Genomic DNA, 13,909 nt, shown 5'->3' with positions numbered 1-13,909 from the left:
CATATAACGCAACCCGGCGCACATGAGACTTGCAATATTCTCAATCTGAATAGGTTCACTTTCACTATCCAGCGCATTTATATGCTGCAATTCCACAACAATGCGACCAAAGATGCTTCTAGGTTTCGTGCAGATAAACCATCTATACAAAATTCTAGGAGAAAGGCCGGAAGTGATCGCTCAATCCCGGCCTTTAATTTAGTCCAATTGATGAATTCAATTTGGTCAGAGAGTCGATCTAGCCACCGATAAGAAGTTTGGTCATCACATTTTCAATAATCTTGTGACCACCGTCTTGATCGAGGGACATGATAGACTCTGGATGGAACTGAACAGCGCCAATAGGCTCATTCTTGTGTTCAATTGCCATGATCACACCGTCTTTGGTCTCTGAGGTTACCTCAAAACAATCTGGCAACACATCCCGCTTTGCAAACAAAGAGTGATAACGGCCAACACTGACAGGTGAACTCAGCCCATCAAACAGCTTGGAACTGTGACTGAAGGAAACAAGAGATGGCTTGCCATGCACAGGCACATCAAGCTGGTCAAGTTCACCGCCAAACGCTTCAGTCAGCGCCTGCAGACCAAGACACACACCAAAAATTGGCAGCTTGCGTGCACGGGCCCGTTCGATGGTAGCCCGGCAGTCAAAGTCCTTTGGAGAGCCTGGGCCAGGAGACAACACGATCAGATCCGGACGAACCTGATCAAAGACATCATCCAGCACTGGACTACGGTAAGTCACAACCTCAGCGCCTGTCTGACGGAAGTAATTTGCCAGTGTGTGCACGAAACTGTCTTCGTGGTCGACGAGTAGAATCTTCTTGCCTTTGCCCGGTTTAGCCTTAACCACTTCCTCTTCAGAAGTAAGCGCAAGTCCAGCTTCGCGAACAGCAGCAATCATCGCAGATGCTTTCAGCTCAGTCTCAGCTTCTTCATCCTCTGGGATGCTGTCATAAAGCAGCGTCGCACCTGCACGGATCTGAGCTACACCATCCTTGATGCGAACCGTGCGCAGGGTCAGACCTGTGTTCATATCGCCATTAAACAGCACAGCACCGATCGCACCGCCATACCATGCACGAGAACTCCTTTCGTGATCCTCGATAAACTGCATGGCCCAACGCTTCGGCGCACCAGTAACAGTTACAGCCCATGTATGAGAAAGGAACGCATCCAGCGCATCCTTGCCATCAAGCAGAGTGCCTTCGATGTGATCCACGGTATGAATCAGACGAGAATACATCTCGATCTGACGACGACCAATCACACGGACAGACTCAGGAACACAGATGCGGCTCTTGTCGTTCCGGTCCACGTCAGAACACATGGTCAGTTCTGCTTCGTCTTTGGCGGAGTTCAGCAGCTTGCGGATTTGTGCTTCATCTTCAATCGCGTTCTTGCCACGGCGGATCGTGCCGGAAATCGGGCATGTCTCCACACGGCGACCACCAGTCACCCGCACATACATCTCAGGAGAGGCACCAACAAGATATTCGGCGTTGCCTAGGTTGATGAAAAAGGAATAAGGCGAAGGGTTGATCTGCTGCAAACGTCGGGAAACGGCGGATGGTGGGTTTTTGCAAGGCTCATAGAACACTTGACCAGGTACGGTCTCAAACAGATCACCGCGCTTGAAATAATCGACTGCAGAGCGCACCAGATCAGCGTACTCACCCGGCTCATGGTCACCCCGTGCTGGAGTTTCAGTCGCTGCTTTGTAGGGTGTTTCTTCACCATCACGCGGCAAACCGTCTGTCGTTTTGGCATTGAACTCGAAATCGTATTCCAGCACATGGGCTTTACGGCCATAGTGGTCAACGATCAGGATTTCATCGGGCAGAAACAACACCATGTCCCGCTGGTCTTCAGGACGCTGCAGTTTCTGATTAATCGGCTCAAACTGGAACGTCAGATCATATCCGAATGCGCCATACAGCCCGAGCTGATCGTCATCACAGGAAAACAGATCGACAAGTGTACGCACCACGGAGAAGGTTGAAGGCTGGCGGGAGCGCTCTTCCTCTGAAAAGGCTCTGTCCGGCGTCTTGATAGTCAGATCAATGCGGTACTCATCTGCATTGAAATCTGCGATATCCTCGTGACCATCCAATGCGCCTTGAACGGCAGGCATCAGCACGCGCCCGCGCTCATTCAACGCCTGAATGGTAATCTTGCGATCGTTGGATTCAATCAGCAGCGGTGGGTTGGTCAACGCCATATCCCAGCGCGTGTAGCGGCCCGGATATTCGTAGGAAGAGGAAAGCACAGCACCGCGTTGACGGTCCAGTCTGTCCATCCATTCGCTTGTACCAGCGGCATAATCAGCATTTCGGCTTTTACGGCGGATGATAACGCCGCCTTTGCTCTTATAAGTCCGTTCTGCCGTAATCGGCATGGTCAATCCTCCGGGTCGTGCACACCTGTTTCCGATGTTTGCGAGGCGGTAGATACAACAAAGCCGCCTGCAGAAAATGCGGCGGCTTGGAAATTACAGGTCAACAAGACATGCGTGTTCAGCCACCGTCACCGGCGCCACCACCACAGCATGTTTTGTACTTGCATAGTCATCATGCGATTTTCATAACCTAAGGAGCTCATAGGTGCAACTCCTGAAGCAAAATTGCACCCAGCAATGAAAAGAAGAGCCCTTCAACCCATCGTGAAGAGCTCCCCATCATCAACTTAAGCACACGCGTGCTGGATAAGGCGGTCTAGGAAACCGTCGCATTTGTCGAGTTCGGACTGTTTGATATACTCGTCCGGTTTATGAGCCTGCTCGATGCTACCTGGGCCACACACCACGGTTGGGACTTTCAAAATGGTCTGGATCAGGCCAGCTTCTGTGCCATAAGCAACTTTTGCGTGGTCGTTGCGACCAGCCAGTTTCTTTGCCAGAACAGTCACATCCGCTTCAACTTCCGTATCCAGTCCTGGGATCTCAGAGTAAGGAATGAGCTCGATATCTGCCTTTTCAGAAACTTTGCGCATTTCAGGAAGAAGCTCCTCCGTGGCATAACGCCTGATCTCATCCATGCAAGCCTGAAGGCTTTCAGTTGGCAGCACGCGGAACTCAAATATGACTTCGCAGTGTTCAGGCACAATGTTGAGTGCAGTGCCGCCCTTCATGACACCTGTGTGAGCCGTGGAGTACGGCAAATCAAACAGATCATCGCTGGGACCCGATGCCAGTTCCCGCGCCATCTCTTCCAGCTTTGCAACAAGACGAGCGCCATAATGCACGGCGTTTACGCCCTGTGGTGCAAGGGAGGAGTGGCAGGAAAGGCCGGTAAACACAGCGCGGTAGGAGGCTTTGGATTTATGTGCCACCACAACCTGCATTTCAGTCGGCTCACCAACGAAACATGCTTCCGCCTGAAAGCCTTCGCCAGCAAGTTTGTACAGCACAGGCTGAACGCCGGTACAGCCTGTTTCTTCATCATAGGAGAACATCAGGTGAAACGGTTTGTTCAGCGGCGCCTTAAGCATCTCTGGCACTTTGGCAAGAGAGCACGCTACGAAGCCTTTCATGTCGCAAGAACCGCGACCGTATAGCAGACCGTCTTCTTTGCGAAGGGAGAACGGGTTACTGCTCCAGTCTTGCCCTTCAACCGGCACCACATCTGTGTGACCTGAAAGAATGTAACCATCGGTGCCATCTCCGCCGATCGTCGCAAACAGGCTCGCCTTCTCCCCCGTTTCGTCTGGTAGAATGGAAGAGGAGACCCCCAGGTCATTAAGATACTCTTCGATCCACTTGATCAGGGGGAGATTGGTTTTTGCGCTGACCGTGTCAAAGCTAACCAGCTTTGCAAGGATTTCTTGGCTTGTCATTGTCATGGAAATTTCTTTCAGGAAATCGGAATCGTGAGTTCTGACTATAGAAAGAGAAATCCATAAGGAAAAGTACGTTTACGAGCTTTCGTTGACATGCCGCAGCGTTGTTTCGCCTTTACCCCACAGCCATGCCGCTCCGCGCACACCAGAGCTGTCGCCGTGTTTGGCCTTGCGGATATCAAAATCATAACCATCAGAGAAAATGTAAGGACGCATTGCAGCAGGAAGATCCTTGTAAATCTCCTCCACGTTGGACATGCCACCAGCCAGTACAAAACAGTCCGGATCTAAAATGTTGGCTGCCATCGCCAAGGCGCGGCCCAAGCGGCTTACATAACGCTGATAGGTGCCCATGGCAGCTTCATCACCAGAGCGCATCAACTCAATGATCTCACTGCCCTTAAGAGCCTTGCCGGTGGCATTCTCATAATCCCACTGGAAACCTGTGCCAGAGCACAAAAGGTCAATCGTGCCGTGGTGTCCGGTCCAATTGAGCGGCCCTGGGAACTCGCCTTCCTGCATCCACGGCACAGTAACGTTGCCCCACTCGCCTCCAATGCCATTAGCGCCTTTATGGGGACGTCCATTAATCGCAATGCCTGAGCCACAGCCAGTGCCAATGATGATGCCGTGAACAACTCCGCATCCTGCACCCGCTCCATCAATGGCTTCAGAAACCGCCATGCAATTGGCATCGTTTTGAATGCGCATTTCACGGCCAAGCGCCTCTGTCAGATCTTTATCGAGAGGTTTCCCGTTCATCCAAGTGGAGTTTGCGTTCTTAACCAGCCCTGTGCTAGGCGAGATGGAGCCCGGAATGCCAATGCCCACTGTGCCGACTTCGCCAGTGGCTGCCTCCGTTGCAGCAACCAGTCCGATAACAGCTTCTACGCAACCCTGATAATCGTTCTTGGGAGTTGGAACACGTTTGCGAAACAGTTCTTCACCTTCGTTAGAAAGTGCCAGCGCTTCAATTTTAGTACCACCCCAGTCAAGTCCAATTCGCATGTTCCAGTCATTCCCCCGTTACAATCATAAAAGGCATCCGCCTCTGTATTCTTTGTTCTTTTCTGGATTAGTCACGTCGCTGGGGCATTTCAAAAGCACCCGCGTCGTTTCCATCCAATGCATCCAGCTGTTTGCCGTAGCTTTTAAATTTTCTTAAAATCTCTTTCATCTCAGTTGGAGAAAGAGGTGCAGGTTCTCCCAGAACCAGCGCAGACAAGTACTGATCAGCCAATGCTTCCACTTCACCGGCAAGCCCAAACGCCTTGTGCAGTGAAGGGCCAAAAGTAATTTGTCCATGATGCGCCAAAAGGCAAGCCTTCCGGTCTTCTAGCGCATCGATCATTGCTTGAGAAAGGGCTTTGGTTCCGAATGTTGCGTAGTCTGCGCATTTGATCTGATTACCGCCAGCAACAGCTACCATATAATGAAAGGCCGGAATGTCTTTGTTATGGGTTGAAAGCGCAGTCGCTCTGGCTGAATGACAGTGAACAACCGCCTCTGCTTCTTTGTAGTGCCGGTAGATGTCCATATGCATGCGCCACTCGGACGAAGGCAAGTAATCCCCAAAGTATCCGCCTTCAAGATCCATGAAGACAATCTTCTTGATCTCCAGGTCTTCGTAAGGAATGCCAGAAGGGGTGATGAGCATACCGTTTTCATATCGGGCGCTCACGTTGCCGGAGGTTCCATGTGTCAAACCAGTGCTTTGTAAAGCACGCGCCGTTCTTATAACTTCCCGGCGAAGCTGGTTCTCAGCTGTTGTCATAACATGTCTCCGATAGCTGTAGCCTGAGCAAATGCAAGGCTAGCTGCATTGGTTTGCTGCAGGCAATAGCGCTCAATGCGTATCTTTGTTCTCTTTTTCTCTGCGCCTGCGTAAGGCTTCATTGAGATCAGGCGCTGCGGAAACAAGGATACGTGTGTAAGGATGTTTGGGATTGGAAAAGACTTCTCCGGTTGGACCTTCTTCAACAATACGGCCTGCGTTCATCACAATCACCCGGTCAGTGATAGCCTGCACAACAGAAAGATCGTGTGAAATGAACAGATAAGCCATACCTAGCCGATCACGCAAATCTGCAAAGAGATCCAGAATTTGTGCTCTGATGGAAACATCAAGCGCAGAAACGGGTTCATCCGCGACGATCAGGCTTGGATTGGTGACCAGCGCACGAGCAATCGCGATACGCTGCCGTTGTCCGCCAGAAAATTCGTGCGGATATTTGTTGGCATCTGCAGAAGAAAGCCCCACGCTTTCCAAAACCTCATGAACGCGTTTTTTACGTTGAGAACGAGACAGCTCGTTGCGCATGAGGTGCAAAGGCTCTCCCACGGTACGTTCAACCGTATGCCGCGGATCAAAGCTTCCATAAGGATCCTGGAACACGGCCTGAATGCCCAGCTGCAAATCCTGACGGTCTTTTCGTGAAACCGAGTAGGGGTCTTTGCCAAGAAATTGGATATGGCCTGCGTTCGGAGGGGTCAGTCCCAAAATAGTGCGCGCAAGGGTGGACTTGCCACATCCACTTTCACCCACCAGTCCCATGCTCTGACGAGGGGCGACGTGGAAGGAGACATGCTGCACGGCCCGGTGCCATTGTCTGCGTGTGAAGATGCTGGCACGAGGGAGAGGATATTCCCGCAGCACATTGCTCACCTGCAAGAGTGGCTGTGTGACCTCGTCAACTGGCTCTTGCCGTGGAACAGGTACGTGATTGGAGGCTTCAAACAGCTTTTTGGAATAGGGGTGAGAAAGGTTGTCGAACAGCTCGCAAGTCGGGCCGCGCTCAACAATCACCCCGTCTTTCATAATCGCAACAGTGTCCGCCATGTCAGCAACAACTGCCAGATCATGCGAAATGAGCAGCATGGCCATCTGTTCTTTGCGCACGATGTCTTTCAGCAATGTCAGGATTTGCGCCTGAACCGTCACATCAAGCGCAGTGGTCGGCTCATCAGCAATCAATACCTTGGGCTTACAGGCGATAGCAATGGCGATGACAACGCGCTGCCTCTGTCCGCCGGAAAGCTGGTGGGGGAAACGATCAATCAAACCATATTCAAGACCAAGACCAACCCGTTCCAGAACATCGATGGTTTGGTCCATCGCTTCCTTGCGTGTAAGACCCTGATGCCAGCGAAGGCCTTCAGCAACTTGCTCGCCAATGGTGCGGGTCGGATTGAGAGCGGTCAGCGGTTCCTGAAAGACCATAGAGATGTCTTTGCCACGAACATGGGTCATCTCTGTATCTGTAGCGCGCGTGAGGTTCTTGCCCTCAAACATCAGATCACCAATCTGATGAGCACCCTCCGGCAAAAGCTGCATGGCTGAGAGCGCACTCATGGATTTACCAGAGCCACTTTCGCCAACGAGACCGAGGATTTTGCCCTGCTCAAGGTCAAAACTCACATTGCGCAGGATCGGCTTGCCAGAAATGGAAACGCAAAGGTCAGTGGCGGAAAAAACAGAGGTCACGCAACTCTCCTCCGCATCTTCGGATCCAGTAAATCCCGTAGTCCGTCGCCAAGAAGGTTAAAGCCGAGAACAGAAAAGATAATCGCAAATCCCGGATAAAGCGCCAGCTGCGGTGCAAAAGCAACCATGGTCTGGGCCTCATACAACATGCGGCCCCAACTCGCCATGGGTGGTTGCGTCCCCAAACCAAGATAGGAGAGACCTGCCTCTGAAAGGATTGCAAGAGAAAGCTGAATGGTCGCCTGTACAATCAGCAGGTTGGCAATGTTCGGAATAACGTGTTCCAGAGTGATCAAGAACGAGCTCTTGCCGGAAAGACGGGCGGCAAGCAAAAACTCGCGTCCTGAAAGAGACAAGGCGCCACCGCGAGCAACGCGGGCAAAAACTGGAATATTGAAGATGCCAATCGCAATTACAGCGTTGATTGTTCCAGGCCCAAAGATGGACGTGATGAGCACAGCAGAGAGTAGAGAGGGAAATGCGAAAATCAGATCATTGGTGCGCATCACCAGTTCTTCAAGAAAACCCTTTTGGGCCGCTGCCAGAAGTCCCAATGGCACGCCAATCAGCATGCCGATGCCAACAGCAATCAGCGCTACAATAATGGAGGTGCGGGCGCCAACCATCAACATGGAGAAGATATCGCGACCATACTGATCCGTCCCAAACCAGAATTCAGAACTCATCGGCTTAAGGCGCTTGGAAACATCCAGAACATCGATGGCATAGGGTGTCCAGAAGACGGAAGTAACCCCGGCAATGAGAATAACGAGAGCAAGCACTGCCCCGATCACGAACGAACGACTGTGAAAGGCTTTCTTCCAGATGGAGATTTCGTCAAAACTGGCAAGCGGCGGATAACTTGGGAGTTCCTGATTCATGCACGTCGCCTCAGTCTCGGATCAATGGCTGCGTAGGCGATGTCGACTAGGAATGTCACAAAGATTGTAAGAGCAACGAGCAACATGACACTGCTCTTCACTACGATCAGGTCGCGCTGAGTAATGCCTTGGAAAATCAGACGCCCTAGGCCTGGTAGGTAAAAGAGGTTTTCAATAATCACCGTACCTGCGATCAGGAAAGAGAACTGAAGACCCAGAATAGTCAGGACCGGAATAAGAGCATTGCGTACGCCGTGTCTCCAAAGCGTGGCTTTGTTGGAAAGCCCCTTGGCGCGCGCTGTACGGATATAGTCTTCATGTAAAACATCCAGCAAGGCTGAGCGCATCACGCGGGCCAGAATACTCGCTTGGGGGAGAGCCAGCGCGATAACAGGCAATAAGAGCGCCTGCAATGAGCCAAAAAAGCTCACATCCCAGCCCGGGAAACCACCAGATGGTAAAACCCGCAGCACGATCGCAAACACGTAAACCAGCAAAATGGCAATCCAGAAGTTTGGGATAGCAATGCCGATCTGAGCAATGGACATAATACCTGTGTCGATGACCTTGCCATGATAGCGGGCAGAGTAAACGCCGATCGGTATAGCAATGACTGTCGAGAGGATCAGTGCGCCAGTTGCAAGTGGAAGGCTGACCTGAATGCGTTCGCCGATCAGTTCAGAAACCGGAACTGAATATGTGTAGCTCACACCAAATTCACCCCGCAACATGCCCAGCAACCAGTTCACATAGCGGGTGGATAAAGGAGCATTGAGGCCAAGTTCAGCGCGCAGAGCTGCGAGTGTGTCAGGCTGCGCATTCAGCCCAAGCATCACTTCAGCCGGATCACCGGGAATAACCTCAAGCACAACGAAGATGACGAGGCTTGCGGCCAGGAGAGTTGTCAGTAAGCCTATGAGACGAAGGAACGCAAACCAGAGCATCGGACAAATCCGCTAAACCAATCAAACTTGCGTTGCACAAGCAAATTGCACAATGAGAGAAAAGGGTTACCCCTAAAGTAACTGTCAGTTTGGCAACCGCTTAAACCATATAATTTGGAATAGCAATTGAGAAGGACTACGATTGCGGTTGCAACCGCAGTCCTGTGCAAATATCTACGTGTATTTGCTAGGTGTTTTTAGTTATTCGCCCAATAGACCTGTGATAGATCGTTACCCGGTGTCGGGGAGTTTCGCCAAAGCCCCTTCACATTGGCATTCCACACAGCAGATTTCGCCAACTGGAACAGGTAGACGTTCACAGCATCCTCGGAGATGATTTGCTGCGCCTGCTTCAAAAGCTCATGCCGCTTCTCTTCGTCAACAGTCACATTCAGCTCTTCAATCAGTTGTTTGAAAGCATCACTGTTGTAGTTGAAGTAGTACTTATCGCGCGCATAGATACCAATATCCATCGGCTCAACATGAGAAACGATTGTGAAATCGTAATTGGTCTCCTTGAAGACCTCGGAAAGCCACTGTGCCCATTCAACAGGCACGATCTTCAAATCAATGCCGATCTTCTTCAGATCAGAGGCAATCAGCTCACCACCACGACGGGCATAGGTCGGTGGTGGCAGTTTCAGCGTTGCGCTGAAGCCATCTGGATACCCAGCTTTGGCAAGAAGTTCTTTCGCTTTCGCCGGATCGTAAGGATACAGTCCTGTTAGATCATTATAAGCGGGATGATGCGGAGCAAAGTGCGTTCCAATTGGCGTACCAAGTCCAAACATAGCCCCGTCAATCAGGGCTTGCTTATTGACCGCATGCGATATTGCCTGACGCACGAGCTTGTTCTTAAGCGGACCGCGGGTGTTGTTCATCGCAAGGATGGTTTCACCCTCAGTCGTGCCAATCGCAACTTCAAAACGTGGGTCCGCTTGAAACTGAATAATGGTTTCTGGAGCGGAAAATGTCGGGAACGCATCCAGATCGCCAGAGATCATTGCAGCAAAGGCGGCATTAGGATCAGAGATGAAACGGAAAGAGGCTTTATCTAGCTTTGGTTGGTCACCCCAATACTGGTCGAAACGGGAAATCCGAATTTCCTGCCCCTTCATCCAACGGTCAAACTTGAACGGTCCGGTGCCCACAGGCTGCGTCTTGTTCGTCTCAGCCGTTTTAGGAGATACAATTACCGCATCGCCCCAAGCCAGATTGTAAGCAAGATTGCCGCTTGGCGTAGTGAGCTTGATATCAACGGTTTGCGGATCTACGACAACCACATCAGAGATCGCTGCAAAGAGCGGCTTCTGGGCATTTACGCTGCCTTCAGCGCGTGCACGATCCAAGGAAAACTTTACGTCATCAGCAGAAAACGGCGTTCCATCATGAAAGAGGACACCTGTCTGCAAATGGAAGCGATAGGTCATGCCGTCTTCGCTCACATCCCACGATTTGGCGAGAGAGGGCAGAACACTTCCGTCTGGCCCAATACGTGTCAGGCCTTGAAAAACGTTTTGATAGACCACTTCATCGATAGCAGCTGCAGCCCCTGCAGTTGCATCAAGATGCGGTGGTTCGAGTACCATTCCCAAAGACAGGGAAGATTTGGCTTCAGCAGAACCGTGCGCACCTGTTAGTGCAGCAAGGACGAGGGCCGCGCCTCCGGCAAGGCAAAGCAGCCGGCTTTTTAATGACTTTGCATGCATTCCATTCCGTCCCTTATACTTTAAGAGTGCACGTGATCAGACAGTGTTCTTGTTATTGGTCTTGCATCAGGCTCCGTCAAAAGAGAGTACGCGGCCAGCGCCATCACTTTGGCGCTGTCAACGAGATCCTCAATTCCAACAAATTCGTCCGGCCTATGCGCCATCTCAAGTTTGCCTGGACCATACGCAATACAATCGTGCAAGTGGCCCAATCGTGTTATGTGCTTCTGATCATAAGTCCCCGGAGAGACAACATATGATGCATCCTTTTGAAGCACGTCTTTAATTCCGCCTGCAACAGCGCGAGCGACTGGGGAGTCTTTCTCTGCCATCACGGGGAGAACTTCAAGGAGATCCTTAAGTTCATATTCGAAATTTCTACGTGTTTTACGCAGATTTTCTAATATTTCAACTATCTCTTGTTTCACATCCTCCAGCGGTTCCTCAATCAGGAATCGACGATCCAGTATGATGCGGCAACTATCTGCAACGCAAGGGGAGGGAAGACCATCGTGTCCTTCATCCTGCCCGCCATGTAAAGAATTGATATTTAACGTGGATGATCGGGCGCCTCTAGGAATAACCGGCATTTGTGTTTGTTTTTTGCTGAGCGCAGGGTAAAGCTCGTTTTCCAGCACATTCAGGAAAGCACTCATGTGACGAATTGCACTGTCACCCAAAAACGGCATTGAGCCGTGAGCAATCGAACCACGCGTCTCAATTTCACTCCACCACACCCCTCGGTGCCCAAGACAAACCTGATCTTTGTGCAAAGGTTCAGGGATGATCACATGGTCGACACGCGGTTTGGAAAAGTAGCCATGTCTGGCAAGATAAGCCACACCGCCAAGGCCGCCGGATTCCTCATCAACAGTTCCAGATATCTCGATGGCACCACAAAACTCTGGGAAACATTCAATCAGAGTCTCTGCCGCGATTATGGAAGAGGCCATCCCGCCTTTCATATCACAGGCACCGCGCCCAAAGACCTTTCCGTCTTTTACCACGCCAGCAAAGGGATCAACCGTCCAGCCATACCCCACCTCGACAACATCGATATGGGAGTTGAAGTGGACACAAGGACCGGGACCGCGACCTTCATAGCGGCAAATGACATTGATACGCGGGTAGCGGTCAGAGTCTCCGGGGGTGCTCTCTCCTCTGACATACTCGACAGCAAAGCCTTTACGCTTCAAGCGCTCGCCGATGAACTCTGCACAAGGACGATAAGCTTCTCCAGGAGGATTGATTGTCGGAAAAGCTATCAGGTCACGAGTGAGCGCAACAAGCTCATCCACTTTCCGCTCTACGGACTGGCTTAATTCCTCCCGCATCTTCCCCCCCAGAACAAATGCTTAAATGAATTAAGTGATATCGTGACCGTTCCCAAAACGACTGAATACCCCTGAAAAATAATGGGGTATCTCGGAGCACGCAGACTGGTAAAAAGCCTTAATTATTTTCGAGAGAATGTGTGGAACACTGAAACTCCACGTGTTTTGAGGGTTTTGGGCTACAGCATCTAAGTTTACGAATAGTCTATTCGTTTGTTTGAAAGTGATCCTGAAAATATGACTGGCAATAGCATAAGCAAAATCACACCTGTGATTCTGTCGGGTGGGTTTGGATCTCGCCTCTGGCCTCTGTCCCGTAGAGAAAGGCCAAAACAATTCTTGCCAATCTTTTCAGGTCAAAGTCTCTTTCAAAAGACATGTGAGCGTGTCAGCTCCCAGCAGTTCCGTGCACCGCTGGTGATCTCAAATCAAGACCATCGCTTCTTGATCGGTGAGCAAATGGCCGAACTTGGGATAGAGCCACAGGCTATCGTATTAGAGCCATGCGGACGAAACACGGCTGCTCCCGCTGCACTCGCTGCACTCATGGCGCTTGAAACAGATAAAAACGCAATTGTCCTCCTGTTACCATCGGACCATCTGGTCGCTGATGACAAGGAGTTCTTGTGTGCTGTCGATGCCGCTCATGCAGCTGCTGAAGCTGGTCAGATCGTCACATTTGGTATTGAGCCAAGCGAACCCAACACCGGATACGGTTATATCAAACTCTGCGAGGGGGCAGCATCTGTCCGCAAAGTTGATGCCTTTGTCGAGAAACCGGATCTGGCAACGGCTGAAGAGTTCCTCAAAGACGGCAACTACCTTTGGAATGCTGGCATCTTTATGTACTCCGCAGCTGCGATGCGCGATGCTTTCTTAAAACACGCGCCTGACATCTGGGAGCAAGTTGCTAAGGCCTCCAAAAACGCACGACGCGATCTGGACTTCCTGCGGCTTGAAGAAGAATCCTTCGCTCAGGTGCGCAACATCTCCTTCGACTATGCGATTATGGAAAATGAAGAGAACGTCGCCTGTGTTCCAACTGATCCGGGGTGGAGCGATCTTGGCTCATGGCCTGCCATTTGGGAGTCTATGGCGAAGAATGATGAGGGTAACTCGGCTTTGGGCGAAGCGATCTTCGAACAGTCCAAAAATTGCCTCGTTTATTCTGAAGATGCCCTCGTCAGTGTTGTAGGGCTTGAAGACGTTGTGGTCGTCAACACCAAGGATGCGCTTCTGGTTGCCGCAAAAGATAAGGCACAGGACGTGAAGAAGGTGGTGGAACAGCTGGACAAGGCCAATAGGCCCGAAACCGTACAGCACCGCCGCGTGTACCGTCCATGGGGCTGGAGCGAGCGCATCTCTGAAGGTGAGCGCTTCCGCGTCCAGTCCATGATGATTGAGCCCGGCAAGGGCTTGACCTTGCAGCGCCACATCCACCGTGCTGAGCACTGGGTTGTTGTAAGTGGCACGCTGGAGGTGACCATTGATGGAAAAGATGAGCTGATTTCAGAAAATCAGTCCGTGTTTGTCCCGCTTGGCGCAAGGCACAAACTACAAAACCCGGGAAAAATCCCGGTTCGCATGATCGAAGTCCAGTCCGGCGCATACATCGCCGAGGATGATATCCTGCGAGTATAACGTGAATTTGAAAACCGTTGGGTGAGAAACGTCTCACAACCAAACGGAGTTTGATAAAAGCGTCACGTCTCTGCAT

General features: G+C 51.2%; 10 protein-coding genes. 1 reads left to right on the top strand and 9 read right to left on the bottom strand.

All coding sequences use genetic code 11. The features are described from left to right. Positions 1–238 precede the first annotated feature (238 nt). The 9 genes from DHN43_RS02650 to DHN43_RS02610 form a co-directional block, all read right to left on the bottom strand. Complete coding sequence (locus tag DHN43_RS02650) at positions 239–2,401, bottom strand: anthranilate synthase component I (RefSeq protein ID WP_108817646.1); 2,163 nt, start codon at positions 2,399–2,401, stop codon at positions 239–241. A gap of 287 nt (positions 2,402–2,688) precedes the next feature. Then, positions 2,689–3,843: an acetylornithine deacetylase gene (gene argE, locus DHN43_RS02645; protein ID WP_108817645.1), complete on the bottom strand. Its 1,155-nt coding sequence runs from the start codon at positions 3,841–3,843 to the stop codon at positions 2,689–2,691. Positions 3,844–3,915: 72 nt separating this feature from the next. Beyond that, a complete protein-coding gene (locus tag DHN43_RS02640) occupies positions 3,916–4,848 on the bottom strand; it encodes an ROK family protein (RefSeq protein WP_108817644.1) in 933 nt (310 codons plus the stop codon). 67 nt (positions 4,849–4,915) lie between these two features. Further along, positions 4,916–5,614: a class II aldolase/adducin family protein gene (locus tag DHN43_RS02635; protein ID WP_108817643.1), complete on the bottom strand. Its 699-nt coding sequence runs from the start codon at positions 5,612–5,614 to the stop codon at positions 4,916–4,918. Positions 5,615–5,686: 72 nt separating this feature from the next. Next, positions 5,687–7,324: an ABC transporter ATP-binding protein gene (locus tag DHN43_RS02630; RefSeq protein WP_108817642.1), complete on the bottom strand. Its 1,638-nt coding sequence runs from the start codon at positions 7,322–7,324 to the stop codon at positions 5,687–5,689. Then, positions 7,321–8,205, bottom strand: a complete 885-nt coding sequence (locus tag DHN43_RS02625; protein WP_063301878.1) for an ABC transporter permease — start codon at positions 8,203–8,205, stop codon at positions 7,321–7,323. The genes DHN43_RS02630 and DHN43_RS02625 overlap by 4 nt, the downstream gene beginning before the upstream one ends. Beyond that, complete coding sequence (locus DHN43_RS02620; protein ID WP_063288212.1) at positions 8,202–9,149, bottom strand: ABC transporter permease; 948 nt, start codon at positions 9,147–9,149, stop codon at positions 8,202–8,204. Before DHN43_RS02620 ends, DHN43_RS02625 begins: the two co-directional genes overlap by 4 nt. Positions 9,150–9,346: 197 nt before the next feature. After that, positions 9,347–10,858, bottom strand: a complete 1,512-nt coding sequence (locus tag DHN43_RS02615; RefSeq protein ID WP_108817641.1) for an ABC transporter substrate-binding protein — start codon at positions 10,856–10,858, stop codon at positions 9,347–9,349. 20 nt (positions 10,859–10,878) lie between these two features. After that, entirely contained in the window at positions 10,879–12,192 is a 1,314-nt protein-coding gene (locus DHN43_RS02610) for an acetylornithine deacetylase/succinyl-diaminopimelate desuccinylase family protein (protein ID WP_108817640.1), read from the bottom strand. Between the two features lie 237 nt (positions 12,193–12,429). Between DHN43_RS02610 and DHN43_RS02605 the strand changes: the two genes are divergently transcribed. Further along, the gene (locus DHN43_RS02605) at positions 12,430–13,833 is read left to right on the top strand and encodes a mannose-1-phosphate guanylyltransferase/mannose-6-phosphate isomerase (protein ID WP_063293192.1); all 1,404 of its coding nucleotides are present in this window, start codon (positions 12,430–12,432) and stop codon (positions 13,831–13,833) included. Positions 13,834–13,909 lie beyond the last annotated feature (76 nt).

Source organism: Pseudovibrio sp. Alg231-02, from assembly GCF_900143565.1.
Classification (GTDB): domain Bacteria; phylum Pseudomonadota; class Alphaproteobacteria; order Rhizobiales; family Stappiaceae; genus Pseudovibrio.
Note: the sequence above shows the minus strand (reverse complement) of the source record. Positions and strands in the feature narration are given on the sequence as shown.

Coding starts and splice junctions, on each gene's coding strand:
- DHN43_RS02650 (WP_108817646.1), bottom strand. CDS start 2,401: ATGCCGATTACGGCAGAACGGACTTATAAGAGCAAAGGCGGCGTTATC.
- argE (WP_108817645.1), bottom strand. CDS start 3,843: ATGACAATGACAAGCCAAGAAATCCTTGCAAAGCTGGTTAGCTTTGAC.
- DHN43_RS02640 (WP_108817644.1), bottom strand. CDS start 4,848: ATGCGAATTGGACTTGACTGGGGTGGTACTAAAATTGAAGCGCTGGCA.
- DHN43_RS02635 (WP_108817643.1), bottom strand. CDS start 5,614: ATGACAACAGCTGAGAACCAGCTTCGCCGGGAAGTTATAAGAACGGCG.
- DHN43_RS02625 (WP_063301878.1), bottom strand. CDS start 8,205: ATGAATCAGGAACTCCCAAGTTATCCGCCGCTTGCCAGTTTTGACGAA.
- DHN43_RS02620 (WP_063288212.1), bottom strand. CDS start 9,149: ATGCTCTGGTTTGCGTTCCTTCGTCTCATAGGCTTACTGACAACTCTC.
- DHN43_RS02615 (WP_108817641.1), bottom strand. CDS start 10,858: ATGCATGCAAAGTCATTAAAAAGCCGGCTGCTTTGCCTTGCCGGAGGC.
- DHN43_RS02610 (WP_108817640.1), bottom strand. CDS start 12,192: ATGCGGGAGGAATTAAGCCAGTCCGTAGAGCGGAAAGTGGATGAGCTT.
- DHN43_RS02605 (WP_063293192.1), top strand. CDS start 12,430: ATGACTGGCAATAGCATAAGCAAAATCACACCTGTGATTCTGTCGGGT.